Origin of the sequence: Stenotrophomonas sp. pho, assembly GCF_006228405.1 — a bacterium.
GTDB classification, from domain to species: Bacteria; Pseudomonadota; Gammaproteobacteria; order Xanthomonadales; family Xanthomonadaceae; genus Stenotrophomonas; species Stenotrophomonas sepilia.
Genome location: NZ_CP029759.1, coordinates 68347 through 94684 on the forward strand (window position 1 = coordinate 68347; position 26338 = coordinate 94684).

The following is a 26338-nucleotide window of genomic DNA, read 5'->3' on the forward strand; positions in this document are numbered from 1 at the left end:
CTGGGATGCCGGCCAGCGGCCGGCACTACGTGATCCTGGGTTGCCGGCCAGCGGCCGGCACTACCGTTATGCGGCGCGTCGCAGGGTTTCGGTCAGCGACTCGATGCTGGCGGCCTTGGGTTTGACCAGCCAGAACTTGCCGATGTAGTCGCGGAACTCGTCCAGGATCTGCTGTGCCCAGATGCTGCCGGTCAGCTCGCGGTGGCGGCCGATCAGGCGGTGCAGGTGCTGGCGGTAGTTCTCGAAGCCTTCGGCGGAGACGCGATGGATGTCGATCAGCTCGTGGTTGTAGCGGTCGACGAAATCGCGGTCCACGTCCAGCACGTAAGCCAGGCCACCGGTGAAGCCGGCGCCGAAGTTCAGCCCGACCTTGCCCAGCACCAGCACCACGCCATCGGTCATGTACTCGCAGCAGTGGTCACCGGCACCTTCCACCACTGCCAGCGCGCCCGAATTGCGCACCGCGAAACGCTCGCCGGCGCGGCCCGCGGCGAACAGCTCGCCACCGGTAGCGCCATACAGGCAGGTATTGCCGATGATGGCGGTGCTGCGTGCCTCGAAGCGGGCGCCACGCGGCGGACGCACCACCAGCCGGCCGCCGGCCATGCCCTTGCCGACGTAGTCGTTGGCCTCGCCTTCCACTTCCAGGTGCAGGCCGCCGACGTTGAAGGCGCCGAAGCTCTGCCCGGCACTGCCGCGGAAGCGCAGTTCCAGCGGTGCTTCGGCCATGCCCTGGTTGCCGTGCGCGCGCGCCACCGCGCCGGCCAGGCGGGTGCCGATGCTGCGGTCCGTGTTGTGGATCAGGAAGCGATGCTCGCCACCGCGCTTGTGCTCGATGGCCGGGGCCAGCAGGCCATCCATCTGCGTGGCCAGGCTGTCCGGCGATTCGTACAGGCGCTGCGCGGCGCAGTGGCTGCCTTCGTAGCGGCTGTCGGCCAGCAGCCGCGACAGGTCCACGCGCACGCCGTCGCGCGGCGCGGCGTCGATCTGGCGCAGCAGGTCGGTACGGCCCACGATTTCTTCCAGCGAACGCGCGCCCAGGTACGACAGCCAGCCACGCACTTCCTCGGCCAGCAGGCGGAAGAAGTTCTCCACGCGCTCGGGCTGGCCGGTGAAGTGGTTCTCGCGCAGGCGCTCGTCCTGGGTGGCCACGCCGGTGGCGCAGTTGTTGAGGTGGCAGATGCGCAGGTATTTGCAGCCCAGCACGATCATCGGCGCGGTGCCGAAACCGAAGCTGTCCGCACCCAGCAATGCGGCCTTGACCACGTCCAAGCCGGTCTTCAGGCCGCCATCGGTCTGCAGCAGGGTGCGCCCGCGCAGGTCGTTGGCCAGCAGCGCCTGGTGCGCTTCGGCCACGCCCAGTTCCCACGGCACACCTGCGTAGCGGATCGAGCTGACCGGCGAGGCACCGGTGCCGCCGTCATGGCCGGAGATGGTGATCAGGTCCGCACCGGCCTTGACCACGCCTGCGGCAATCGTGCCGACGCCGGCATGGCTGACCAGCTTCACCGACACCAGCGCGGTCGGGTTGACCTGCTTGAGGTCGTAGATCAGCTGCGCGAGGTCCTCGATCGAATAGATGTCGTGGTGCGGCGGCGGCGAAATCAGGCCGATGCCCGGGCGCGCATAGCGCAGGCGTGCGATCAGCTCGTTGACCTTGTGCCCCGGCAGCTGGCCGCCCTCGCCGGGCTTGGCGCCCTGCGCGACCTTGATCTGCAGCACTTCGGCATTGACCAGGTATTCGGCGGTGACGCCGAAGCGGCCCGAGGCCACCTGCTTGATCTTGCTGCGCTTGGCGGTGCCATAGCGTGCGGGATCTTCTCCGCCTTCGCCGGAATTGCTGCGGCCACCTAGGCGGTTCATCGCAATCGCCAGCGCCTCGTGCGCTTCCGGCGACAGCGCACCCAGGCTGATCGCTGCGGTATCGAAGCGCGGGAACAGTTCGCTGGCCGGAGCCACTTCATCGAGCGGCGCGGGCGTGGCGGCCGGCACCAGATCCAGCAGGTCGCGCAGCGCCGACGGCGGACGCGCATGCACCGCATCGCAGTACTGCTGCCAGGCACGCGGATCGCCGCTGCGCGCCGCGCGCTGCAGGGTGGTGACCACGTCCGGGTTGTACATGTGGTACTCGCCGCCGTGCACGTACTTCAGCAGGCCGCCGACATCCACGTCCTGCTGCGCGTCCCACGCCTGCGAGCACAGCTCGCGCGCGTCGGCATCCAGGCGCGCGAAACCGGCGCCGCCGATGCGCGAGGCGGTGTCCGGGAAGCACATGTCCACAACCTCGCGTTCCAGGCCGATGATCTCGAACAGCTGCGCGCCGCGATAGCTGGCCACCGTACAGATGCCCATCTTCGAGATGATCTTCGACAGGCCCTTGTAGATGCCCTTGCGGTAGCGGCGGCCGATCTGCGACTGCTCGCCGCCCTTGCTGAGCTTGAGGATGCCGCGTCGGCCCAGGTCGAACAGGGTCTGGTAGGCCAGGTACGGATATACCGCGGTGGCACCGAAGCCGAGCAGGCAGGCCATGTGGTGCGGGTCGCGCGCGGTGCCGGTTTCGACGATCAGATTGACGTCGCAGCGCAGCCCCAGCCGCGAGAGGTGGTGGTGGATGGCGCTGGTGGCGAGCAGGGCATGCACCATCGGCCGACCGGCCACCGGGTAGCGGTCGGACAGCAGCAGCATCACCATGCCCTCGCGCGCGGCCTGCTCGGCCTCGGCACAGATGCGCTCGATGCCGGCACGCAGGCCCTCGTCTTCGCTGTAGGACAGATCAAGCAGGCGGTTGGCCTGCACGTACTGGTCCATCTTCAGCAGCTGGCGCAGCTTGCGCTGGCTCAGCACCGGCGAGTTGAGGATGACGTGGTTCACCGTCTCCGGGCCGGCATGGAAGATGTTGGTCTCCTTGCCGAGCTGGGTGGACAGGGACATCGCGCAGTCTTCGCGCAGCGGATCGATCGGCGGGTTGGTGACCTGCGCAAAGGCCTGGCGGAAATAGTCGTACAGCGGACGGCTGCGCTGGCTCAGCACCGCCATCGGTGTGTCGTCGCCCATCGAGCCGGTGGCTTCCTGCTCGGTCTCGGCCAGTGGCCGCAGCACCTGTTCCACTTCCTCGCTGCTGAGCTGGTAGAGCTTGTGATAGCTGCGCAGGGTGGCTTCGTCGAACGGCTCTTCCACCAGCGACGGGTCGATCAGTTCGGTCTGCAGGTAGGTCACGCCCTGCTGCAGCCACTGCTTGTACGGCGCGCGACCGCGGTTGATGCGGTCCACCGCGTCCGAATCGAGCAGGTCGCCGCGCTTGAGGTCGATGGCCACCATTTCGCCGGGGCCGAGCTTGCCCTTGCGCACCACGCGCTCGGTCGGCACTTCCCACACGCCGGCTTCGGAGGCGACCAGGAAGTGGCGGTCGGCGGTGAGCATCCAGCGCGCCGGGCGCAGGCCGTTGCGGTCCAGCGTGCACACCGCGTAGCGGCTGTCGCAGGCGACGATGCCGGCCGGGCCGTCCCACGGCTCGCTGTTGAGGCCGTGGAATTCGTAGAAGGCTGCCAGGTCGGGGTCCTTGAACTCCAGCGACTGGGTGGCCGGCGGCACCAGGATGCGCAGCGCCTGGATCAGCTCCATGCCACCGGCAACCATCAGCTCCAGCATGTTGTCCAGGCTCTGCGAATCCGAACCGTGCATGGAGATCACCGGATCGAATTCGGCGATGTCGAAGCGTGGCGTCTTCCACACCTTGCTGCGCGCCTGCGCCCAGCGACGGTTGCCTTCGATGGTGTTGATCTCGCCGTTGTGGGCGAGCATCCGGAACGGGTGCGCCAGCGGCCAGCGCGGCAGCGTGTTGGTGGAGAAGCGCTGGTGGAACACGATCGCGCTGGAGGCCAGTTCGCGGCGTTGCAGGTCGGGGAAGAAGCGGCTGAGCTTGTCCGGCAGCACCATGCCCTTGTAGCTGATCGCATCCGGGTGAGGGTGGTGACGTAGAAGTCGGCATGGTCGCGCAGCTGCTGTTCGCTGCGGCGACGGGCCAGGAACAGCGCCAGCGCGAAGCCGGCATCATCCTGGCCGACGCCGGCATCGACGAACACCTGCTCGATGCGTGGCAGGGTGTCGCGCGCCAGCTGGCCGCAGACGCTGTCGTCGGTGGGTACCTCGCGCCAGCCGGCGACCTTGCAGCCGACCGCTTCGACCTGCGCCTGCAGCTGCGTGCGGCAGGCGTGTGCAGCCTCGGCATCGTGCGGCAGGAACACCAGGCCGGCAGCGAAGCGTGCGGCGACGGCGATGCCGGCTTCACTGGCCAGCAGTTTCAGGAACGCATCGGGGCGGCGCAGCAGCAGGCCGCAGCCATCGCCGGTCAGGCCATCAGCGGCGACGCCGCCACGGTGGGTCATGCGCGAAAGCGCGGCGATGGCGGTATCAACCAACAGGCGCGAAGGTTGATCGTCGAGCTGGGCGACCATGCCAAATCCACAGGCATCGCGCTCGGAGCGCGGGTCGTAAAGCCCTTGGCGGTTGCGGGGGCCATCTCTACCTCGATGCGTATAGGGTTGGCGGCGACACTCGTCCCCGCTCATTCCCTGGAGCGCATCGTGAGGCCACCGGATGCCTCGACTAGATCACAGGTTGCTGCAGCGCCGCAATACACGGTTGCAGGTGCAACAGAACGCGCCGGCATCCCGTGCCGGCGCGCGGTCGGGCTCAGCCGCAGCGCACGCCGCTGACCAGGCCCTTGTCGTCCACTTCGATGTTCAGGCGGTCGCCGAGGAACTCCATGGTGGCGACGTCATTGGGCTTCATGACGCGCAGCTGGTGGGCACCGGCATCTTCCTGCGCCTGCTTGCCCAGCGCGTCGGCGTAGGCCTGGCCGACCAGGCTCTGCACCTGGCTGGCATCGCAGGTGCCGACCGGCGGTGCCTCGGTGGCCTTGCCGGTTTCGTCGGCCGGTGCCTTGGCGGCTTCGGCCGCCTGCTGGGCATGGGCAGTGGCCGAATCCTGTTCATCCAGCGCCGGAGCCTGGCAGGCGGTCAGGGCCAGCACGGCCGGCAGCAGCAGGGCGGAGAGCGAACGGGCGCGAATCGGGAACGACATCATGACTCCGGAAGGGATTGTGAAAGCCCGAGCATAGCGGCGAACCGACCCTCACGTGTTTGTCTTCTGTTATCGACAGGTTCGCGGCATCGCGACGGCGACACTGCGGTCATGCCAACCTCCTCTACCCCGAACGACAGGCCGCGCGCGCGGCCGGCCTGCGCTATGTCGATGACACCCAGCCAGGCATCAGCCGGCGTCGCGCCGGCAAGGGCTTCAGTTACCGCGATGCCGATGGCCACGCGGTTCGCGATGCCGCCACCCTGCAGCGCATCCGTGCGCTGGCGATTCCACCTGCGTATACCGCCGTGTGGATCTGCGCCCACGCCAATGGCCACCTGCAGGCCACCGGCCGCGATGCGCGTGGACGCAAGCAGTATCGCTACCATGCCGATTGGGCGAAGGAGCGCGATGCCGGCAAGTTCGACCGCATCATCGCCTTTGGCGAGGCATTGCCCACGCTGCGGCGGCGGCTGTCGCGCGATCTGAAGCAGCCCGGCTTCCCGCGCGACAAGGTGCTTGCGGTGGTGGTGGCCCTGCTGGCCGACACCCTGATGCGGGTGGGCAACAAAAGCTATGCACAGGAAAACAAATCCTACGGGCTGACAACGCTGCGCAACCGCCACCTGGACCTGCTGCGCGGTGGTCGCGTGCGCATGCGCTTCCGGGGCAAATCCGGGCAGTTGCACGAGGTGGTGGTGGGCGATCGGCGGCTGGGCACGCTGGTGCGCGGCATCCAGCAGCTGCCCGGGCAGGCGCTGTTCCAGTACCGCGACGACGAAGGCGCGCTGCAGCCGGTGGATTCCGGCGCGGTGAACGACTACCTGCGCGAGGTGATGGGCGAAGACTTCACCGCCAAGGACTTCCGCACCTGGGGCGGCACGCTGGCGGCGGTACAGGCATTGGCCGCCACCGAACTGCCGGAACCGGCCAGCCAGCGCGCGCTGGCCAAGGCGCAGCGCGAAGTGGTCTGCCAAGTGGCGGCACGGCTGGGCAACACGCCGGCCGTGTGCCGCAAGGCCTACATCGACCCGTGCGTGTTTGCCGGCTGGGAGCGCGGTGAGCTGGCCTCGCTGGCCGGCCTGCGCGGCCCGCGGCAGTGGGAGCAGGCCACCCTGAAAGTGCTGCGCCGGGCGCGGCGGCTCAGTCGCAGTCGTCAGCCGCAGTAGATCGCAACGATGTTGTTGGTCCGGCCCTTCTCGATGATCAGGCGGTCGCCGCCTTCGCTGGCCGGCGGCACCCTCGGGCCGTCGTGGCGCAGGACCCGCACGTGCAGGCTGTCGCTGTCCACGCGTGCGCGGGCCACAGTGGCGTCCGAGGCGGCCAGGCCCACCGCGCCGCGCACCCTGTCGCTATGGCACTGGCCGGAAATCACACCGTCGATCGGCTGCACCTGGGCCATCGGTGTGCTGCTGCAGGCGGCAAGGGCAAAGCAGGCGGCGGCGGTGGCGATGGCATGTTTCATGGAGGCACTCCTGGTGTGATTGCGTGCAGGGTGCGACGTCAGACGTGGTGGCGGAATGAATGCCGTGCACATCGTGGACACGGCGCGCTCACCGCCGCCAACAGCGTGGGTGGAGACACTGCAGGAGCGGCATGGGCCGCCCCCGGTAGTGCCGGCCGCTGGCCGGCAGCCCCTTTCCCTCCCGAGGAGACCTGCATGGCCACCACCAGCAAGACCCCCGCCCGCCGTAAGGCATCGCCGAAAGTGCGCAAAGGCAGCACCCCGACCAAGACGGTCGCCGACCCTGATCGCCCGCGCGTGGTGAAGACCGCAACCCGCAAGGCAGCCGCCAGTGATCCACGGGCGGCACGCGTCGCTGCACGGCAGCGGCGCCTGCAGGACCAGGAGAAGGCCAAGGACGCCCGCGCGGCCAAGAAGGCAACGAAGAAGACCGCCACCCAGGCCGGCGCACGCCGGCAGCCGGAGGCGATGCCGGCACAGCAGCTGGCCAAGCCCGGGCACGAGCACGAACTGGAGCTGGCGCCCCGTTTCCTTGCGCCCGACTACAAGGGCAGCGGCAAGCTGCAGGGCATGCGTGCGATCGTCACCGGTGGCGACTCAGGCATTGGCCGTGCGGTGGCAGTGTTGTTCGCGCGCGAAGGTGCGGATGTGGCGGTACTGCACCTGGACGAGGCCGAAGACGCGGACATCACCCGCCAGCACGTGGAACGCGAAGGCGGCCGCTGCGTGGTGATCGCCGGCGATGTGCGCGATCCGCGTTTCTGCAACAAGGCCGTCAAGCAGGTGGCCAAGGCGTTCGGCGGCATCGACATCCTGGTCAACAACGCCGCGTTCCAACTGCACTGCGAGCGCCTGGAAGATCTGGAGGATGCGCACCTGCAGGAAACCCTGCAGACCAACATCGGCGGTTACATCCAGATGGCGCGTGCGGTACTGCCGCATCTGGGCGAAGGCGCCAGCATCATCAACACCGGCTCGGAAACGGGGATCTTCGGCAGCAAGGCGCTGATCGACTACTCGGCCACCAAGGGCGCGATCCATGCGTTCACCAAGGCGCTGGCCAGCCAGCTGCTGCCGCGCGGCATCCGCGTGAACTGCGTGGCGCCGGGGCCGGTATGGACGCCGCTGAACCCCGCCGACAAGCAGGCCGAAGACGTGGCGGAGTTTGGCAAGGACAGCGACATGGGCCGGCCTGCACAGCCTGAAGAGCTGTCACCGGCGTATGTGTTCCTGGCCTCTCCGGCCTGTGCCAGTTACATCAGTGGGGTGATCCTGCCGGTGATGGGCGGGCCACGGGGCTGAGTGATGGCGTGATCTGCCTGAATGCGGCGTGGCGGCGAAGGTGTGCGGTGCGTCAAAAAGCCCCAGCAGGTGGCTTGGGTAGGCTGACTCCGTACTGATCACGTCCAAGGAACGACCATGCCCGAGATGGATATCGATGCGGCGGCCAACGAAGTCGTCGCCCTGCTGCGACAGAACGACGCGCGCGCTGCAGCCGCCCGCCTGAACGCCCTGCACGACGGGCAGAGCGCCGTGGTGCAGGAAGCGCTGGATCGCTACGTGTCGGTGCGCGCCGCCACCGAGCTTGAGACATTGCGGCGCAGCGGAGGTGTTGCCGCAGCTGATGCGACGACGGTGAACCCGATGCTGGACCGTCTGAGCAACGCGGAGCGTCCACCACGGATGCCCGACGCGGCTGAGACCGCAGGCCTGAGCCAGGCCCAGCATTACGACGTTTATGGCAGCATCGTGGCCCAGCGCGGCAACACCGCGGCGAATGACGCGATGGCGACGCAGGACCGCGTGGTGCTGGGGCTGCGCGACGAGAACCGCACCACCGAGGCACGTGGGCGTGGGGTCTACGACGACCGCATCGTAGTGCTGTGGAAGGATGCGCAGGGCCAAGGCCATGTGCGCGAGTTCAACCAGGCCACGACCGAGCCGACCGCCCAGTACGACGGTCATGCCAAGACCACGCCGCGCAGCCCGGGGTTCGGCAATGTGGCGCCACGCACCAAGACCGAGGGTGAGGATGTCAACGGCGACCGGGTCAAGGACCTCGGACGCCTGGGCGAAGGCACTACGGAGATGCGCGCGACTACTCATCCACGCAATGGCCATCCCGATGAGTTCGCGCTGCGTCCTTCGCAGGATGCAATCACGGCGGGCACCGGACGGGTGGAGCGCGACAGCAATGGCGACGGCTGGTTCGATGCGCGCGATACCCAGGGCGTGCAGGACCTCAACGACACCTTCAAGATCCATCGCGGCAGCCGGTCCAACACCGATTCGGCCGGCTGCCAGACCATCGGCGGCGGCGAGTACGACGACTTCGTGTCGACGGTGCGCGGCACGCCTGGGCAGAACCGCTGGCAGTACGTGCTGACCTCGGTTGCACCCGGCCAGGCGCGCGAGCTGGGGCAGGATGTGCCGCTCGCGGCCAACGACGATCCCCGTCAGCCGCAGCATCGCGACCATGCCCTGCAGCAGCAGATCAGCACCCGCCTGCACGCCCTGGGTGGACGCTACGCCGAGCATGCCGACGACTACAGTCTGGTGATGCTGCGCGAAGCGAAGGCCGCGGGCATCACCCGGGTCGACCAGATCGTGGCCAGCAATCCCAGTGCTGGACGTGCGGCGGGCGAAACACTGTTCCTGGTGCAGGGCAGTCCGGGCTATCCTGCGGCGCTGCGCGCAGGGGTCAATGCGGCCGAGGTGCGCGAGACCGCAGTGGAATCCAGCCTGCGCCAGCTGCAGCAGCAATCGCGCGAACAGGCTGCACCTGTGCCCGCGCCGGCACAGCAGCAGGAAGCGCCGGCGATGGGAGGGCGTTGAGTGATGATCCGATCACACCTGAGTCTGACCGTTTCATTGATGCTGCTGCTGGCCTGCAGCGCCTGCGCGCCCGCTGGAGAGCGCGTCGCACCGGTAGCGCCTGCCGCCAGCTCACCGGCGAAACCGGAGGCCTTGCCTTTGCAGACCCTGCCCGCTGATCGCGGATTGCCCGCACTGCCGGAAGCCTCTGGCAGCGCCCACCCCGGCGGCCGCTGCGAAGCACTGCCGGAACCGGCCAGGCAGGTGCTGGCGCAGTTGAAGTGCAAGGTGGAGGGCGCCAGCAAGGTGCAGGTGCTTTCCATTCCAGCGCAGGGTGGCCAGCAGGACTTCATGGTTACCGACAGCAGCGGGCCGCGTTTCCGCTACTGGATGCGGTCGTTCTCCGGCAGTGGCGGTACCACCGGGTATCTGGTGCAGCTGCAGGACTGCCCGGCAACCACCACGGGCATGCGCGCCTACATCGCAGAGGGAGCCGCACCGCTGCAGGATGTCACCGCATCCATCCTGGCGCAGGCCGGGTTGCCCGATGCGGCGACCATGACGGCCTACGAGGACAAGGGCGCGGGCGATCTGTTCGCCTTCATCGGCGTGCTGGACAAAGTGCCCGTGCTGCGTTGGGTGGCCGAAGCCGACCCCGAACAGCCACTGACCGCCGATGCACGCAGCTTCGACCATGGCAATGCCATGCACGGCGGTTTCCTGCGCTGGAACCAGGATCACTTTGAAGTGTCCAGGACCGTGCCGGCCGGGTTATGGCCCTGCGATGACAGCCCGCTATTGCCGTGCCAGGGCGACCCGTTCGTGACCGGGCGTTGAGGCATCGCGCGCATAGAAATCGGCAATGCGTGGAATGAACTGCTGTGGATTGGCACCGACAAGATTGGTCAGTACCACCACCGCCACGCCGCGCTCGGGATAGACCACGAAGGCCGAGCGCGCACCGCCGATACCGGCCACCTGAAGGTCGGGCGATGCGTGCAACACCGGCCAGCCACCCGCCCACGGGCCGGCACGGCCATCCGCCAGGCGCTCTACGCTCCACATCCGCCGCAGGGCCGTCTCCGGCAGCAGGCGGCCTTCGGTCAGCGCGACCAGCCAGCGCGCGGTGTCGTCGGCGGTGGTGAGGATGCCGCCACCCGCCCACAGCGAAGGCGGTATGTCGTAGAACCAATGCGACAGGCGGGACGGCGCATCTACATCGTCGGTGGCACGCGGGGCCAGGCTGTACATCGTCGCAGCATCCGGAATCAGGTCGTAGCTGTCGCCGAAGGTGGTGCGGGCCATCCGCGCGCTGCTGAACTGGCCGGTGGCGAGGAAACGTTCGTAGGGCATGCCGGATTGCTGCGCGATGATCCGTGCCAGCAATACGTAGTTGGTCTGGTTGTAGGCGAAGCGCTGCCCAGGCGCCGCTTCCAGCGGTCGAGCTGTCACCGCCGCCCATGCCTGTGCTTCGGAACCTCCGCCCAGCAGCCCGTTCGCATCAAGGATGTCCGGAAGGCCGGAGGTATGCGCCAGCAGCTGGTGTACGCGTACGTCTCTCCACGCTGGCGGAAGATCACCCAGATATCGCGAGGCCGGCGCGTCCAGATCCAGCTGCCCTTGCTGAGCCAGCTGCGCGGCAGCCACGCCGGTAAACGCCTTGGTGGCCGAATTGAGCGGGAAGCGGGTGTCCCGCGAGGCAAGCACGCCGTTCTCGACGTTGGCCAGGCCGTAGGCTTCGGAGAGCACGATCTGCCCGTCCTTGACCACCGCGACCTGCAGCCCGGGGATGCGCTGCTCCAGCATGATCTGGCGGATCAGGCGGCGGGTCTGGTCGTTGGCCTGGTCCTGGCTGGCAGAGACGGCGGCGAAGGGCAGGGCACTGATGAGCATGAGCACGACTCGGAGCGTTGGGCGGAACATGCGGAATTCCAGCGGGCGTTGCGAATCGGATGCAGACAGCGCGTCGAAGGTTTAAGCGCTCGGTGCCCTACCGTTCGTCGGCCCGTGACTTCCGGGGGGTTGACTACAGCTGTCGTCAAGCTGACAGTGGCGACACGTGTAGTCAAGGGAGTGGTGTCATGCGCGGCAAGACCATCGGGGACCAGGAACTGGCCCTGCTGCAGTACATCGATGAACATGCGCCGGCCAGTGTCGGCGAGGTCGCCAGTGGCTACGGCGAGGCCCGCGGGCTGGCCCGCTCCACTGTGCTGACGATGATGGAGCGCCTGCGGGCGAAGGGGTATCTTCAGCGCCGGCAACAGGACGGTATCTACCGCTACCAGGCCACCCGCGGCCCGCAGAGCGTGCTGCAGGGCGCGGTGGCGCAGTTCGTCGACAACACCCTGCAGGGCTCGGTGTCGCCGTTCGTGGCCTATCTGTCGCAGCGGCAGAAGGTCAGCGACAACGAGCTGGCCGAACTGGAAGCGCTGGTCGCCCAACTCCAATCGCGTCGCCACGAGGGCTGAGCCATGGACACCACGATGCTGATCCCGATGCTGGAACGCCTGGGCTGGACCAGCCTGCAGACCGTGCTGCTGGTGGCGCTGGTGTACGGCCTGTGCCGCGCGCTGCCGTCGCTGTCGGCGGCGACCCGCTGCCGCCTGTGGTGGCTGGTCTCGCTGCAGGCCGTGCTCGGCCTGTTCTGGAGCCAGCCGTTGCAGTTGGCCTGGCTGCCTGCCCCGCAGGCGGTGGCGACGACCGCGACCGACGTGGCCGCTGACATCGTCTACCCGCTGGCCCCGGAGGCCTCGGCACAGTTGCTGGCCGCGATGCCGATGCCTGCAGCGGACGCACCGGCAGTGGCGTGGTGGGCCGTCGCACTGGCCGCGCTGTGGGCATCCGGCGTGCTGCTGACGGCCCTGCGCACCTTCGGTGAGTGGCGTCGCTGTCGCGCGCTGCTGGCAGCGGCCTATCCCTGCGAGGACCAAGCGTTGGTGCAGGCCCTGCAGTTGGCTTCCGATGCACATGGTGTGCGGCCTGCGCCGCGGTTGTGGATGAGCACGCAGGTGGACGCACCGCAGCTGGTCGGTCCGTTCCGCCCGGTGCTGCTGTTGCCGGCGGGCGAGAACGCCCTGCAGGGCGACGCGCTCGACCTGGCCCTGACCCACGAACTGCAGCACCTGCAGCGGCGGGACCTGCAGTGGGGCCTGCTGCCTGCGCTGGCCCAGCACCTGTTCTTCTTCCATCCGCTGCTGCGCCTGTCGGTGCGTGAATATGCACAAGCGCGCGAAGAAGCGGTGGACGCAGCGGTGGTGGGCCAGCACGCTGCCAGCCGCCAGGCCTATGGCCGTCTGTTGCTGCAGCTGGGGTGGCACCGCAGCCGCACCTGGGCGTGGCCAGTGCCGCACCGGATGCCACCAGCCTCAAGCGTCGCCTGCTCTCGTTGCAGCCACGCCGTGCCTGCCCCCGCATCCTGGCGATGGCGCTGACTGCTGTGGTGGTGGTGGTGGGCGTGGCGCCGATGCGACTGGTCGCAGCGCCGGTGCCGCCGGCACCGCCCGCGCCACCGGCGGCACCCAAGGTCGTGGCGCCAGCACCGCCGAAGGCTCCCAAGGCTCCGGCCGCACCGCCATCCGCCGCGGGCGTGCCGGCGGCCCCGGCCGCGCCTGCAGCACCGGCCGCGCCGGCCGAACCCGCTGACGCGACCGGGCCCGACGATGCCGATGTGGCCGATGTCGGCGACGCCACGGGCATGGCCGAAGACAATGAAGGCACGACGTCGGCCGCCACCTCCATCACCACCTACGGTCGCCTGGACCTGGGCAGGTCGCCCCGGGAGGCCTTCGTTCTGGTTGATGGTGATTCGACCTTCGCCAACGGCGGCATGGACGACGTGACGGTGGCCCGCAGGCAGCTCGGCAAGGGCCCGGCGTTGTGGTTCCGCCAGGGTGACAAGCGCTACGTGGTGCGTGACCCGATGCTGATCCAGAGCCTGCAGCGTGCCTACGGCGGTGCCGTAGAGCTGGGCCGCCAGCAGAGCGAACTGGGCCGCCAGCAAAGCGTGCTGGGTCGCCAGCAGGGCGAACTCGGCAGGCAGCTGGGTGAAATGGGCCGCCTGCAGGGCGAGCAATCGCGCCGCATTGCACTGATCGCCGCCGAGGCCGCGCGCAGTGCGATGGCCGCGCATGACATCAACCGCGAGGCGGCGGCGGAAGCGGCAAAGGCGGCGCGGGGCGCGACCTACGATGTGGCCGTTGCCCGCGAGGCGGCACGTGAGGCCGCCGCACAGGCACGTCGTGCGATGCAGGACGTGGACAACGAAACCGCGCGCGCCAGCGACACCCGCGAGATGCAGCGCCTGGCCAGCCAGCAGTCTGAACTGGCCAGCCGCCAGGCTGCGCTGGGCAGCCAGCAGGCCGCGTTGGGCGAGCGCCAGGCACGCGTGCATGCCCAGGCGTCGCAGCAGGCGCAGCAGGTGATCGCGCGCGCCCTGGCCAGTGGCAAGGCCGAGCGACTCTGATCGGTAGTACCGGCCGCTGGCCGGCAATGTGGGGTGCCGGCCAGCGGCCGGCACTACCCTGGGGCGATCAACCGCAGCTGGCGCGCTCGATCCGGTTCTGCGCATCCACCTGCACCGTCACGCGGTCCTGGCGGAAGTCCATGGTCACCGCCATGCCCGGCTTGACCACCCGTGCACCGCGCGCGCCGCTGGCGGCCACCAGCTTCTTGATGGTGGCTTCGTCAGCCGTCTTGCCGGTGAAGGCCTCGAGCGCCTCCGGCTTGCATTCGTGCGCGGCGTCGGCCACGGGCGCCGGCGTGGGATCGGGGGCGGTGCTGCCGCCGGCGTGACTGCAGGCGGCCAGTGGCAGAATGGCAAGCAGGGCAAGCGGATTGAGGCGCATCGTCGGGCTCCAGGCGTGGATGGTGGTGGCAGTGTCACCGCTGCCACCGTCAGGGCATGTCAACGCGGCCCCGTGTGTCATTACCGGCCGACCAGCGCCAGTGTCTCGCGCTCGCGCTGTTCCTCGCGCACCAGCCGCTGCAGCAGCAGGGCCAGGGTCACCACGTCCTGGTCGTTGTGGTCGGCCACCCGGCGCAGGTTCACCGCATCGCCGCCGCGCAGGAAGCGCAGCCATGCACCGGGTGCTTCCGAGCCGGGCAGGTCGTCCTCGCGCACCACGCGCAGCAGCTGGCGTTCGATGGTGGACAGCTTGCAGTTCTCCCAGCTGCCGCGATAGCGACGGCGCGTGGGGTAGAGCAGGTCGACATGGTCCAGTGCGGTGATCGGGTCCGGCTGCCGGGCCAGCCGGTAGCGCGCCTTCAGCAGCGGCGCATCGTAGCTGCGGCCGTTGTAGCTGCAGAACACGGTGGACGGTTGCAGCCAGCGGGCAAAGGTGGCCAGCATCGCGTCCTCGGCGGCCATGGTGGCCATCAGCAACTGGCGGATGCGCAGGCCCTCGCCACGCTGCGGGCACACATGCCAATCGGCCGCGCCGATCATGAAGGCACGGGTGCCGGTGCCGCCGGCCAGGCCGGTGGTCTCGGTGTCGAAGAACAGCAGATCGCGTGCAGCCACGTGCTGGTCTTCGCGCTTGGCGAAGGCCAGCGACAGCGGGGCAGTTGGGATCGGCTGAGGTTGCAGCGATTCGATCAGGAACAGACCCGGCGCGATTTCCTCGCCCGGCAGCTGGCGATCCTGTGCGCTGGCACGTGCCGGCGTGGCGCCGCTCCGCGAGCGCATGCCGAGCAGGCGATGCAGGCTGCCCACTTCCGGCCGCCGCAGTTGGGCCGGTGTGTGTGCCGATGTGGCTGCCGCAGCACCTGTGGGCTTGTGGCGGATCTCCTGCTCGACCCAGGCGAACACCGAACGCTCGGCCGGTGGTTGCTGCGCATCGTTGGCGGCCGGTGGTGCCGGTGGCGCAGGGGCAACGTCCGACGCCGCCGGCGTGGCCGCTTTAGGGTCGCCGGCCTGCTTCCGCAGCAGGCGCAGCTTGTCCAGGCTCAGGCTCACGGTGCCAGCAGCTCCATCGGGTCGCGCGCGGACGCCACCACGTCGGGCACGTGCCGGCAGGCCTCGGCGTCGAACAGGTCGAGCACGCGCAATGCCAGCGCACGTGGCGAGGTTTCATCCTCTTCCTGTGCAGCCAGCACCGGGCCGACGCAGGCCGGGCAGCCGGCCTTGCAGTCGCAGCGTTGCACCAGTTCACGCGCGCGCTGCACCAGCTCCGCCTGACGCTGCCACAACGGCTCGCTGAGGCCAACGCCACCGGGGAAGTTGTCATACAGATACACAGTGGGCACGAATTCCTGCAGCAGTTCGACCACGCCAGGATCACCCTCGCTGCCGCGCAACTGGCCACGGCCGCTCTGGTCGGCGATCGCAAACCAGGAACCATCGCCGTTGCCGACCGACTTCTGCAGGTCGCGCGCATCGGCCATCACCGCCACGGTGGCGACGATGTGCAGCGCATACGCCGCACCGAGGAAGCCATCGAGCGCATCCTGCCTGCTGGCGAAGGCGCGCAGCAGCAGTGCCTGCGGCAGCTGCCACCACACTGCGGTGGTGTGCAGTTCCTGGTCGGGCAGGTTCACCGGACCGTAGCCGATGTTTTCGTGGGTGTAGTAGCGGATCTTCTTGTAGCCGGCCACGCGCCGCACCACGTGCACTTCGCCATGGTGCGAATCACCGCGCCCGGCCACGCCACCATCGAAGCGGTCCAGCACCTTGAGCTTGGTGAAGTCGATGCTGTCGGTGTAGTAATCCACATGCGTACGGGTGACGTAGGCCTTGCGGCCCTCCCAGTCGAGCGTCTCCACTTGGTAGGGCGTGGACTGCACCATGTGGATGGCGCCTTCATACAGCGTGAGCGCAGCGGCGGAGTAATCGACCTCGGCGATGATCTGCTGGCGGCCGTCGCTGCGGTCGACCACCACGAAGTTGCCATCGGCCACCGCGCGCAGGCTGACCGCGTTGGCCGGATAACTGTCGGCGATCCATTCCCAGCGCTCGCCTTCGCGGTGGATGACTTCGGTTTCGGCCAGCGCTTCCAGGAACACTTCCGGGTCGATCGGGCCGAAGCCATCGCCGACCCGGAACGGCAGTTCAAAGGCCGCGCAGCGAATGTGGTCGAACAGGATCAGCGGCTGGTCCGGCGCAATGCGCGCATGTTCGGGCGAGGCTTCGGCGAAGAAGTCCGGGTGCCGCACCACGTACTGGTCCAGCGGCTGCGAACTGGCCACCATCACACCGAGTGCGGGTTGCTGGCGGCGACCGGCACGGCCGAAACGCTGCCAGGTGGCGGCCACGCTGCCGGGGTAGCCATTGAGGATGACCACGTCCAGGCTGCCGATGTCCACGCCCAGTTCCAGCGCCGAGGTGCTGACGATGCCGTCGATGTTGCCGGCTCGCATCGCACGCTCGGTCTCGCGGCGTTCGGTCGGCAGATAACCGCCGCGGTAGGCGCGGATGCGGGGCGGCTTGCGCGGGTCGTGGTCAAAGATGTCCTTCAGGTACTTGGTCAGCACCTCGACCATCAAGCGGGTCTGCGCGAACACCAGGGTCTTCAGCCCGGACTTGATCGCGATGCGCGCGATGCGGTTGCTCTGCGAGCGCGCCGAGGCACGCAGGCCCAGGTCGGGGTTGATCACCGGCGGGTTCCACAGCAGCACCTGCTTCGGCCCGGTGGGCGCGCCGGATTCGGTGACGGCGGTGACCGGTGCCTCGATCAACGCCTCGGCATGCGCCTGCGGGTTGCCGATGGTGGCCGAGCACAGGATGAACTGCGGTTGCACGCCATAGAACGCGCAGATGCGCTTGAGCCGGCGCAGCACGTTGGTGACGTGGCTGCCGAACACGCCGCGATAGGTGTGCACCTCGTCGATGACGATGTAGCGCAGGTTCTCGAAGAACTGTGCCCACTTGGTGTGATGCGGCAGGATGGCCTGGTGCAGCATGTCCGGGTTGGACACCACGATGTCGCCATGCAGGCGGATCGCCTGGCGCGCATCGCCGGGAGTGTCGCCGTCGAAGGTGAAGGCCTTGACGCCGAGATCGCCGGCACGATTGAGTTCCAGCAGCTCGGCCACCTGGTCCTGGGCCAGTGCCTTGGTCGGGAACAGGTACAGCGCCTTGGCCTTGTCCTGCATGGCCGCGCTGACCACCGGCAGGGTGTAGCACAGCGACTTGCCGCTGGCGGTGGGGGTGACGATGGCCACGTGCTCGCCGCGCTGGCTGGCCTCCCAGGCTTCGGCCTGGTGGCTGTAGAGCTGCTCGATGCCGCGTGCCTTCAGTGCAGCGGCCAGCGCCGGGGGTACCGAGTCGGGAACGGGCGCGTAGCGGCCTTCACGGCCGGGAATGGCGAAGCTGCCGGTGATGCGGTCCTGGTAGCGGCGCTGCAGGCGCGCGCTGAGCAGCGCGCCATCGCGGGCGGGCAGGCCATCGCGGGTGGCGAGCTTCTGCTCGGCATCGGCGGTGCGCTTGGCGAGTTCGTAGGCCATGGAAGAGGGAGGGAGCCGGGACGGATTGCGAGGGGTCACATGGCACCACATCCGTGTCTCAGGATGTGAGACACCACACACGGAGACGTGAACCGTTCAGTGCTCGCGTCCCGTGGTGTGGCCGCATCTCCCTTGGCTGAACAGCGGCCAGTGCAGCAACGAAATCTGAAGCCGGCATCCGTATGCTTGGGCGCTGGACACAACCAACAGGGTGGATGGCTGTGGCACGACGTGGAACGCAGGGAGCACTCCTGGCCGGCATGCTGCTGGCCGGCATCGCACAGGCGCAGCAGGCCGCGCCGGTGGCGGTGCCCGATCCTGCACCCGTTCCCCCCGCAGATGCGCCGTCTGCCCCACCGCACCGATCTCCACCACCTTGCCGCAGGACAACGTCACCACCCTCGGCGAAGTGCGTGCGCTCAAGCCCGATGACGAGCCGCTGGACCTGTACCGCTTCAAGAACCCGGTGAAGTTCGGCGATAACCGTTTCAGCCGCGACTGGAGCGAACCGCCATCGCCGGAGCAGGTCAGCATGGGCGGTGGCTACATCATGATGGGCGTGGTCAAGGGTGTGCTGGCGGCAGCCAAAGGCATCAACAAACTCACCGGGGGTCCCGACCAGATCCAGGCGGCCGTGGCGCGGCCACCGCCAGAGCTCAGTGCCGAACAGCAGCAGCGCGCGCTGCGGTTCTCACAGGAGCAGGATGCCGGCGACACAGCGCCAGTGAAGTAGGCCGGTATATCCTGCGGGCTCCCCCACCGGTAATGCTGTCATGTCCCTGCGTTCATTCTGCCTGCTGGCCGCGTTGCTGCCGGCCTCCGCGTTCGCGTCCGATATCGCCGATGGCGGCGCCTGCCGCAATGGCGCGTTCCCCTCCCAACAGAGCCGGTTCGCGCTGGCGCGGGTGGTCGATGCACCGCGCCTGTACCTGCTCGGCGACATGGAGGGCTGCCCCGCCAAGGGCGAACCGGCCTGCCGCCAGCGCAGCTATGTGGTCAGCGGCGATACGGTGGTGACCGGTCGCGACCTGGGCCGCTACCGCTGCGCGTTCTTCCCCAACAAGGTGGGCGGCAGCGCCGGCTGGGTCGACCGCAGCAAGCTGCAGCCGTTGCCGGTGGCCGTGCCCACGCTGCAGGACTGGACGGGCCACTGGAAAGATGGCGACAACGGCCTGCGCATCACCGTGCAGGGGGGCAACTGCACGTGGATGGCGACGCCTACTGGCCCTCCGCCAACCCCACGCCGGAACAGCGCCCGTATGGGCCGAACCTGGGCCAGGTGGAAGCGCGTGCCACACCGCAGGGTGCCGATGTCGAGTTCGCCGAGGATACGTGCCGGGTGCGTGTGCACTCGCTGGGTGAGGTGCTGATCGTGGCCGACAACAGCGAATGCGGTGGCATGAACGTGCGCTTCAATGGCGTGTATCGGCGCGCGGGAACGCGTTGAAGGACGCATGAGGGTGGGGCTGGTAGATCCACGCCATGCGTGGATGCCGTTCGCGATCCGATCGGTGGGGTCAGAACCCTTTCGCTGGCGAAAGGGTTCTGACCCCAGGATCAGCGCCGTCGCTCCAGCCACCACAGCAGCGATGCGCACAGCACGAACGCCAGCCACCACGGCCAGCGCGATCCCGGCACGGGTTGCATCAGCGACGCGGTTGCCGGGGAGCTGCCCGCCAGCGCCTGCGTGGTTGCATCGATCATTGCCTGCTGATGCAGCGCGGGCGCGTCCTTCGGGTCGAATGCATAGCGCCAGAGGGTAGCGTCGCCGTGCTGCAGGCGCTGCCAGCCCGCCTCGCGCGGCCACCAGCCCGCGCAGCGCAGGTCTGACGTCGCGCCATCGACGATCAGCGGCGTGCCTTCGCCGCGTGCGTTGAAGGCCAGCAGCGGCGCCTGCACGCCGCATAGCGCCTGCCGTTCGCCCGCCCAGCTGATCGGCTGTGGCGACCACAACGCCTCAGCGCTGCCCTGCGCCCGCGCCAGCGTGGCAACCACGCCGCTCCACAGTTCGCCGTGGCGGTCATCGCGGCCGGCAAGTACCCAGCGCCAGCTGTCGGTGATGGGCAGCAGGCCGATGCGGCCTTTGCCGGTAGCGCGCCAGCCACCGACAGCCTTGCCAATGCGATCGTGCAGCAGCGCGTTGCTGCCAGGTACCTGCAGCGCCAGTGCTTCCAGTGTGGGCAGCGCGGCGTCGTGCGAACTGCGGTCTGCCTCTTCGCCGTAGCCGGTCGGCAGCGTACCCGCGGCGAGCGGGCCACGTCGTGCGGCGAGGACCGCGCTCTCGCCGTCGCCGGGAAGTTCGAGGACCTGGCTGCTGCCATCACCCCGCAGCGGCAGGCCCAGATCGTGCAGGCGTTGGCGCGCGCTGGCCGAAGGGGCGCCCGCACTGCGTACCAGCACGCCCAGTCCTTCGCGCAGCGCCTGCCGCACAGCGGCCAGCTGGGCGGCATTCAATGCCGCCAGGCTGCGCTCGTCCAGCAGCAGCAGATCGCTGCGCGCCAGCGACGCCGCGTCCAGCGGCAAGGCCCCGTCGCCAACGCTCAGGCCGGCCCCGGTATCGGCCTGCACCTGCACGCGGATGCCGGCATCGGCTGCCCAGCGGCGCAGGTACTTCAGTTCGGGGCCCGGCGCGCTGGCACGCACCTGCAGGCGCAACGGCGCCGCCGGCAGGGTCTGCTGCGGCACCGGTGCGCTGTCCACCACATGGCCGTCGGCATCGAGCAGGCGCAGCTGGAATACGCTGCGGCCTTCGGCGCGGGTGATGCCACTCAACTGAACGTGGCCGTCTTCGGCAACATCCGCGCGATCGACCACGCTGCCGGCCGGGTCGAGCAGTTCCGCCTTTGCCCTGGCAACGCCACGCGCCTGTGCCTGTACCTCGAAGCGTGCGCCGGGCGCGGCGTCGGCCGGTGGCTGCAAGGCGACCCAGCCGCGCGGCGGTGCTGTCGGCTGCCAACGTACGTCGCGTGGCAGTACTGCGTCGCGGTCACGCGCGGCCAGGCCCGCACCGACCAGCGTCAGCGTGGAGGCTGGATGCTGGCGCAGCGCGGTGGCCAGGTCGGGTACGCGCTGTGCGCCGGGCACATCGGCAGCTTCGGGCAACAGCAACAGTGGGCCTTCGCTGGCCGGGAGTGCGCCAGCCCGGTCGGCATCGATTCCCAGCACGACCAACTCGCCTGCGGGCTGCTGGCGATTGAGGGGTACGAGGCAGACATACAGCAGCATGGCAGCGGCGATCTGCAGCGCAATGCCGATCCAGCGGCGACCTCGGTGCGCTGTGCTTCCACGCAACTGGCGCACGCTGGCGATGACCACGACCACAGCAAGTGCCAGCGCAATCCACAGGTTCGGGCTGGAGGGGGTCATGGCTGCGCCTCCAGCGCATCGAGGTAGCGCTGGCCCATCGCATCGGCCGCACTGCGCCGCATCGCCTGTGGCAGTGGACGTTGCAGTGCCCGCCACAGCTGTGCGCGCAGGCGCAGGCGGCAGTCGTGGCAACCGGGCTCGATGCGCAGCTGCTCGATGGCGGCGGCCAGATCCAGTGCATCGGGCAGGTAGGCGGCATTGTGCTGCTGCCAGGCAGCGAGTGCATTGAGGTCGGGCACGCTGGTGTCATCACCGAGGCGCTGCCAAGCTTCAACGATGGCCCGGTCGGGCGGGGTTCGGGCGGCCAACGGCAGTTCACGACTGGCCAGTCCGGCGCGATCACCGCCGAGGCGACGGCCTTCATCGATCGGTGGTAGCTCTGGCCCGACCCGCGCCAGATAGATGCGTTCGGCCTGCTGCACCTGCTTGATGAAACCCAGCGCCTTGTAGGCAAACGGCAACGCCTGCTCTGGCCGGCCCTGGCGCAGCTCGCCTTCGGCCGACCACATCTGGTCCAGCGCGGCCTTCAGCGTGGCCCGGGTCTGCGGGTCGAGCAGGGTCGCGGCCTCGGCATGGTCATGGGTGTGGCCGTATTCGGAGAGCACATCGGTGGCGCTGCCGAACACCGGTGGCGAATCGGCATTGGACGCCTTGCCGCCGTGATCGTGGCCATTCTCATCGTGTGCCCCGGCCTCGGTGCCATGGTCGTGCTCGTGCTCGGTGTCGTGGCTGCCTGCAGCTGGCGCATCGCTGGTGGGCAGGTCGCTGGTCGGCGGCGGCTTCGGTGCGCCTTCGCTTTCCTCACCCAGGAACTGGCCGTAGCGCAGGCGCAGGATGCGCTGGTCGACACCGATCGCATCGCTGCGCTTCACGAAGTCCTCGGCAGTGAGGCTGCGTCGCTGCCGGATCAGCGCTTCGGCATCGATGATGATCTGCCGCTGGCTGCGGAAGTAGGCCGGCAGCGTCTTCTTGATGCGGCCTTCCAGTTCGGCACCGAGTGCAACCTCGGCGCTGGGCAGGCGCAGGATCACGCTGCTGCTGCGCCCAGCCTGCGGTGTTGGCGCGTGGTTGTCGCGTACTTCCAGCTGGGCGATGACATCGCTGCCGGGCTGCGCGCCCAGCGCAGCCAGGTCGAGGGTGTACGCGAAACGCCGTGCAGTCGCTTCGCCGCTGCCGGTGAGGCCGACACTGCGGCGAACGAAGGTGATGTTCTCGCCGCTGCCCTGGGTAATGGTGATCGACAGCGTTGCCTGCGTGGCCACGGCGTAGTCATCGCTGGCTTCGAAGCGCAACGACCACTGGCGTTGCCCGGGCGTGCCCAGCACCAGGGTCGCGGCGGGCTCCAGCACGCGCACGCTGGGCGCACGATCAGCGACCACATCCAGGCGATGCAGGTGGGTTTGGGCCAGTGCAGGTTCGCTCACCACGCGGTACAGCACAGGCACGCGCGCCACATCCTGCGCCAGCCACTGCCCATCCTGTTCGCTCAGCGGCAGCCGGCGGCCGTCGTGGAACTGAAGCCATGCCTTGTCCGGCGCGCGATCGAAGCGCAACGACCACGACAGCCGGCTGTCCGCGGCGACCTTGGCATCCAACGCGTTCTGGGTGCGCGTGGCTTGGCCGGTATAGGCCGGCGCGTCGATCCGCAGGCGGGTGGACTGAAGGTGCAGCGGGCCGGCGGCAGCCATGCTGACAGGCGCCGATGTGCGCGCCGGTGCGGAGCCGGGGCCGGAACGTGGCCAGCCGAATGCCAGCGCAGTGATCGCCAGGCCTGCGACCCAGCTCAGGGCCAACGCCCTGCGCGGCCAGCGCGGACGCAGGTCCGGTGTCGCGCGCTCCAGCGTGGCCAGCACATGCGCGCGCTGGCGCTGCTGCAGCGGATTGAGCGTTGCCATATCGGCGAACAGCAGGTCGGCACTGTCCTCGCTGGCACCGCCGGCATCGAGCTGACGCTGCACCCACTGTGGGTCCAGCTGGCGGGCACGTGCCGTGGCGAGCGCTGCGCAGGCGAGCACGCTGACCGTGCCGACCACGCAGGCGATATCGAAGCCCGCCAGGCGCAGCGCCAGCGTCGTCGCGGCCAGCGCCCACGGCAGGCCCAGCAGCAGGGTAACGAGTGCACGGCGACGGCGTGCGCGTTGCCAGGCGTACTGCAGGGTGTTCATGCGGCCCCCTGCGCCGGCGACTGCTGGCCATCCAGCGCTCCAGCGCGAACAGCAGCACGATGGCCAGCAGCAACCACGTGGTTGGCTCACGCGCTGGGGGCGCTATGGCGGGCAGTGCGGCCCGGCGTGGTGCCTGGTCCTGTGCATCGCCGAGGCGCGGTGACGCTGGCGGTTGCAGCGCCAGCAGCAGGGCACGCGGCAACCGCGGGTCGCGCAGCGCAGCGTTGCCTGAGGCATCCCAGTCGCCCGGCAGTGACAACAGGACGCCGTGGCCGATGCGCTGTTGCCACAGCACTGGTGAGCCGTCGGCGTTGCGCAGCAGGATGCCGGCGTCGCCAGCAGGCTTGCCGGCGCTCACTGCACGACCGCCGTGGCGCAGCCATGCCTGCCAGCTCGCCGGCAGTGCATCGCTGCGGCTCCATACGCCGATCTCGCCGCGTTCGGGCAGGGCATCGGCCGACAGAGGAGCGAGCGGCGCCTGCATGCCCCACGCGCGCTGCAGTGCGTTCACCCAGTGCTGGGCGGCGGCCGGCGCATCGCTGTGCACGCGTAGACGCGGCATCGTCGCGGCACTCGGTTGCGGAGTGGCCGGTATCGGTTGCGGCCGCCACTGCACTTCGCGCGACAGCTGCACGCGGGCGCCATCCAGACCGGGCAGGGGATCGGGAACGTGCACGGTCAACGCGGTGCCGGCGGGCAGCTGTGCATCCAGCTCACGCAACAGGCTGGGCAGCGATGTGCTGGATGCCGGCGGTGCCTGATCGATGCTGGGGAAGCCGGGTGCCAGCCAGTGCCAGTTGCCCTCTTCGGCGGTGCCGCGCAGTGCGGTCGCGTCCAGTCCGGGAGCCACTACCGTCCAGGCAGTGGGGACCGGGGCAGGGCCGACCAACGCAGGGCGCGCCAGCAGCATGGCCAATGCAGCCAGCAGCAACAGGCGCACCAGCAGCAACGGCCAGTCATCGAAACGGATGCGCTGGCGCGGGCGGATCTGTGCACGCAGCCAGCGCAGCGCGGCGAAATCCAGCGGCGTGTACGGATGGCGCCGGGCCAGATGGATCAGCAGCGGCAGCAACCACGCAGCGAGCGCGGCCAGGCCCAACGGGAACAGCAGGGTCATGCACCGCCCCCACGACCGAACAGCACCTGCAGTGGATGATCCAGCGGCTGGTCGAGCCAGCCGGTGGCACTGGCGATGCCGCTGGCCTGCAGGCGCGACTGCAATGCGTTGCGTGCGTCGGCGAAGCGCTGCAGGTAATCGGCGCGGATCGCCGCGCCATCGCCCAGCAGTTCCTCGCCCGTTTCCGGATCGCAGAAGCGATGGCCGGCGTCGAACGGGAAGTCGCGCTCGTCGGCGGTGAGGATCTGCAGCAGTGCCACTTCACGGCGTGCGCTGGCCAGTTGCTCCAGCAGCACGATGCAGGCCGCGTCGAAGCCATCACCCATCGCCAGCAGCAGGTCGCCCGGGCGCACACGCTCCCACAGCGGGCGCAGGCGATCGGCCACGGGCCAGGTGCCGCGCGCATGCAGGGCATGCAGTTGCAGATGCACGCGGTCACGCTGGCGTACGCCGTTCGCTGCGGGCACCAACTGCAGTCCATCGCCATTGATCGCCAGCAGGCCGAAACGGTCGCCCTGCTGCAGCGCCAGTTCCACCACGCAGGCGGCCACGCCGCGCATGTGATCCAGGCGCGTGCGCTGCGGTGCCGCGCGATCGGCCTGGCCGGCCGAGGCGGTGGCATCGAGCAGCAGCCAGACCGTGATCGGGCTTTCGCGTTCGGATTCGCGCACGAAGAAGCGGTCCGAACGCGCGTACAGCTTCCAGTCGATCTGGCGCAGCTCGTCGCCCGGTTCGTAGGCCCGGTACTGGGCGAATTCGAGGCCGGCACCGCGGCTGCGGCTGGCGTGCTGGCCGATGCCACTGGCGCCGCTGGCCAGGCGCGGCCGCAGCCGCAGCAGGCGCAGGCGCGCACGCAGTTCCGGAGGCAAGGTCAGCGGGGTACCGGCGTTCACGCGTGGCTCAACCCGGGAACGGCACGGCCTGCAGCAGGGCGGCGACCACGTCGTCGGCACGCTTCTGCTCGGCCTCGGCGGCGAACGACAGAAGCAGGCGATGGCGCATCACCGGTGCGGCCAGCGCCTGCACGTCCTCGCGGGTGGCGGCGAAGCGGCCCTGCAGCAGTGCGCGCGCTTTTGCCGCGAGCACCAGCGACTGGCCGGCGCGCGGACCGGCGCCCCACTTCACCCATTGGTTGATCGCCGCCGGGGCGCCTTCGCCTGGGCGGCTGGCGCGCACCAGGCGGGTGATCCAGGCCAGCACGTCGGGGCTGACATGCACCTGCCGCACAGCCCCCTGCAGGGCGATCACCGCCTCGGCATCCATCACTTTCGGCACCGCGTCGGTGGCACCGCCGGTGGTCTGTTCCAGGATCCGCCGCTCCTCGTCTTCGCTGGGTAATCCACCAGCACGTGCAGCAGGAAGCGGTCCAGCTGTGCCTCTGGCAGCGGGTACGTGCCGGCCTGCTCGATCGGGTTCTGCGTGGCCAGCACGAAGAACGGAGCGGGAAGCGCGTAGGTGGTTCCGGCGTAGCTGACGGTGCGTTCCTGCATTGCCTCCAGCAGTGCGGCCTGGGTCTTGGGCGGGGTGCGGTTGAGTTCGTCGGCCAGCAGCAGGTGGGTGAAGATCGGGCCCTGCTGGAAGCGGAAATGGCGATGGCCGGTGCCATGGTCTTCCTCCAGCAGCTCGGTGCCGAGGATGTCACTGGGCATCAGGTCGGGGGTGAACTGCACGCGCCGGAACTGCAGTTCCAATGCCTGGCCGAGCGAGCGTACCAGCAGGGTCTTGCCGAGCCCGGGCGCACCTTCCAGCAGGCAGTGGCCGCCGGCCAGCAGGCCGATCAGCAGCTGCTCGACCACGGTGTGCTGGCCCACCACCGCGCGTGCGAGCGCGGCGCGCAGTTCATCCAGGCGCGGCAGCAGGGAATCGAGGTCGGAGGAATTCATGGGCGTG

The 26338-nt window shown here is 69.1% G+C and carries 14 protein-coding genes and 6 pseudogenes; 8 read left to right on the plus strand and 12 right to left on the minus strand.

What is annotated here, in order from left to right; genetic code table 11:
* Positions 1–66 precede the first annotated feature (66 nt).
* Both gltB and DL544_RS00315 read right to left on the minus strand, forming a co-directional pair.
* Positions 67–4568, minus strand: a pseudogene (gene gltB, locus DL544_RS00310) (glutamate synthase large subunit).
* Between the two features lie 124 nt (positions 4569–4692).
* Positions 4693–5082: an I78 family peptidase inhibitor gene (locus DL544_RS00315; RefSeq protein WP_032954733.1), complete on the minus strand. Its 390-nt coding sequence runs from the start codon at positions 5080–5082 to the stop codon at positions 4693–4695.
* A 158-nt stretch (positions 5083–5240) separates the two neighbouring features.
* Here DL544_RS00315 and DL544_RS00320 point away from each other — a divergent pair, with 158 nt between their 5' ends.
* Complete coding sequence (locus DL544_RS00320) at positions 5241–6251, plus strand: DNA topoisomerase IB (protein WP_255313141.1); 1011 nt, start codon at positions 5241–5243, stop codon at positions 6249–6251.
* Here the strand turns inward: DL544_RS00320 and DL544_RS00325 are convergent.
* Positions 6239–6547, minus strand: a complete 309-nt coding sequence (locus DL544_RS00325; protein WP_139726565.1) for a hypothetical protein — start codon at positions 6545–6547, stop codon at positions 6239–6241. The genes DL544_RS00320 and DL544_RS00325 overlap by 13 nt on opposite strands.
* A 195-nt stretch (positions 6548–6742) precedes the next feature.
* Between DL544_RS00325 and DL544_RS00330 the strand changes: the two genes are divergently transcribed.
* From DL544_RS00330 to DL544_RS00340, 3 genes are all read left to right on the plus strand, one after another.
* Positions 6743–7849 (plus strand): SDR family oxidoreductase, encoded by a 1107-nt coding sequence (locus DL544_RS00330; RefSeq protein WP_139726566.1) that lies wholly within the window; start codon positions 6743–6745, stop codon positions 7847–7849.
* A 117-nt stretch (positions 7850–7966) separates the two neighbouring features.
* Positions 7967–9382 (plus strand): XVIPCD domain-containing protein, encoded by a 1416-nt coding sequence (locus tag DL544_RS00335; protein ID WP_139726567.1) that lies wholly within the window; start codon positions 7967–7969, stop codon positions 9380–9382.
* Between the two features lie 3 nt (positions 9383–9385).
* The gene (locus DL544_RS00340; RefSeq protein ID WP_139726568.1) at positions 9386–10198 is read left to right on the plus strand and encodes a hypothetical protein; all 813 of its coding nucleotides are present in this window, start codon (positions 9386–9388) and stop codon (positions 10196–10198) included.
* Here the strand turns inward: DL544_RS00340 and DL544_RS00345 are convergent.
* Complete coding sequence (locus DL544_RS00345) at positions 10157–11254, minus strand: serine hydrolase domain-containing protein (protein WP_005421041.1); 1098 nt, start codon at positions 11252–11254, stop codon at positions 10157–10159. The two genes, DL544_RS00340 and DL544_RS00345, sit on opposite strands and share 42 nt — an antisense overlap.
* 188 nt (positions 11255–11442) lie before the next feature.
* Here DL544_RS00345 and DL544_RS00350 point away from each other — a divergent pair, with 188 nt between their 5' ends.
* Together DL544_RS00350 and DL544_RS22200 are read left to right on the plus strand one after the other, a co-directional pair.
* The gene (locus tag DL544_RS00350; protein WP_005421039.1) at positions 11443–11829 is read left to right on the plus strand and encodes a BlaI/MecI/CopY family transcriptional regulator; all 387 of its coding nucleotides are present in this window, start codon (positions 11443–11445) and stop codon (positions 11827–11829) included.
* Between the two features lie 3 nt (positions 11830–11832).
* Positions 11833–13823 (plus strand): annotated as a pseudogene (locus tag DL544_RS22200) (M56 family metallopeptidase).
* A 67-nt stretch (positions 13824–13890) separates the two neighbouring features.
* Here DL544_RS22200 and DL544_RS00360 read toward each other — a convergent pair.
* From DL544_RS00360 to DL544_RS00370, 3 genes are all read right to left on the minus strand, one after another.
* On the minus strand, positions 13891–14205 hold the full coding sequence (locus DL544_RS00360) for an I78 family peptidase inhibitor (protein WP_053497987.1): 315 nt from the start codon (positions 14203–14205) through the stop codon (positions 13891–13893).
* An 80-nt stretch (positions 14206–14285) separates the two neighbouring features.
* Positions 14286–15314, minus strand: coding sequence for a ribonuclease H-like domain-containing protein (locus DL544_RS00365; RefSeq protein ID WP_139726569.1), 1029 nt, complete (start codon positions 15312–15314; stop codon positions 14286–14288).
* Positions 15311–17800 (minus strand): DEAD/DEAH box helicase, encoded by a 2490-nt coding sequence (locus DL544_RS00370; RefSeq protein WP_139726570.1) that lies wholly within the window; start codon positions 17798–17800, stop codon positions 15311–15313. Before DL544_RS00370 ends, DL544_RS00365 begins: the two co-directional genes overlap by 4 nt.
* 215 nt (positions 17801–18015) lie before the next feature.
* On the opposite strand from DL544_RS00370, the pseudogene DL544_RS00375 reads away from it, so the two are divergent.
* Both DL544_RS00375 and DL544_RS00380 read left to right on the plus strand, forming a co-directional pair.
* A pseudogene (locus DL544_RS00375) lies at positions 18016–18533 on the plus strand (hypothetical protein).
* Positions 18534–18573: 40 nt separating this feature from the next.
* Positions 18574–19247: pseudogene (locus DL544_RS00380) on the plus strand (hypothetical protein).
* A gap of 110 nt (positions 19248–19357) precedes the next feature.
* Here DL544_RS00380 and DL544_RS00385 read toward each other — a convergent pair.
* From DL544_RS00385 to DL544_RS00405, 5 genes and pseudogenes are all read right to left on the minus strand, one after another.
* The gene (locus DL544_RS00385) at positions 19358–21166 is read right to left on the minus strand and encodes a hypothetical protein (RefSeq protein ID WP_139726571.1); all 1809 of its coding nucleotides are present in this window, start codon (positions 21164–21166) and stop codon (positions 19358–19360) included.
* Positions 21163–23331 carry a DUF4175 domain-containing protein gene (locus DL544_RS00390; protein ID WP_139726572.1) on the minus strand — a complete coding sequence of 723 codons (2169 nt, stop codon included), beginning with the start codon at positions 23329–23331 and terminating at the stop codon, positions 21163–21165. Before DL544_RS00390 ends, DL544_RS00385 begins: the two co-directional genes overlap by 4 nt.
* A gap of 7 nt (positions 23332–23338) precedes the next feature.
* Positions 23339–24448, minus strand: a pseudogene (locus DL544_RS00395) (BatA domain-containing protein); the annotation flags it as partial.
* Positions 24445–25341 carry a DUF58 domain-containing protein gene (locus DL544_RS00400; protein WP_139726573.1) on the minus strand — a complete coding sequence of 299 codons (897 nt, stop codon included), beginning with the start codon at positions 25339–25341 and terminating at the stop codon, positions 24445–24447. The gene DL544_RS00400 and the pseudogene DL544_RS00395, both read right to left, overlap by 4 nt.
* 7 nt (positions 25342–25348) lie before the next feature.
* Positions 25349–26331: pseudogene (locus tag DL544_RS00405) on the minus strand (AAA family ATPase).
* Positions 26332–26338: the final 7 nt, after the last annotated feature.

Excerpts from the sequence above, each read along its gene's own strand:
- DL544_RS00315 (WP_032954733.1), bottom strand. The coding sequence starts at position 5,082 with ATGTCGTTCCCGATTCGCGCCCGTTCGCTCTCCGCCCTGCTGCTGCCG.
- DL544_RS00325 (WP_139726565.1), bottom strand. The coding sequence starts at position 6,547 with ATGAAACATGCCATCGCCACCGCCGCCGCCTGCTTTGCCCTTGCCGCC.
- DL544_RS00330 (WP_139726566.1), top strand. The coding sequence starts at position 6,743 with ATGGCCACCACCAGCAAGACCCCCGCCCGCCGTAAGGCATCGCCGAAA.
- DL544_RS00335 (WP_139726567.1), top strand. The coding sequence starts at position 7,967 with ATGCCCGAGATGGATATCGATGCGGCGGCCAACGAAGTCGTCGCCCTG.
- DL544_RS00340 (WP_139726568.1), top strand. The coding sequence starts at position 9,386 with ATGATCCGATCACACCTGAGTCTGACCGTTTCATTGATGCTGCTGCTG.
- DL544_RS00345 (WP_005421041.1), bottom strand. The coding sequence starts at position 11,254 with ATGCTCATCAGTGCCCTGCCCTTCGCCGCCGTCTCTGCCAGCCAGGAC.
- DL544_RS00350 (WP_005421039.1), top strand. The coding sequence starts at position 11,443 with ATGCGCGGCAAGACCATCGGGGACCAGGAACTGGCCCTGCTGCAGTAC.
- DL544_RS00360 (WP_053497987.1), bottom strand. The coding sequence starts at position 14,205 with ATGCGCCTCAATCCGCTTGCCCTGCTTGCCATTCTGCCACTGGCCGCC.
- DL544_RS00370 (WP_139726570.1), bottom strand. The coding sequence starts at position 17,800 with ATGGCCTACGAACTCGCCAAGCGCACCGCCGATGCCGAGCAGAAGCTC.
- DL544_RS00385 (WP_139726571.1), bottom strand. The coding sequence starts at position 21,166 with ATGACCCCCTCCAGCCCGAACCTGTGGATTGCGCTGGCACTTGCTGTG.
- DL544_RS00390 (WP_139726572.1), bottom strand. The coding sequence starts at position 23,331 with ATGAACACCCTGCAGTACGCCTGGCAACGCGCACGCCGTCGCCGTGCA.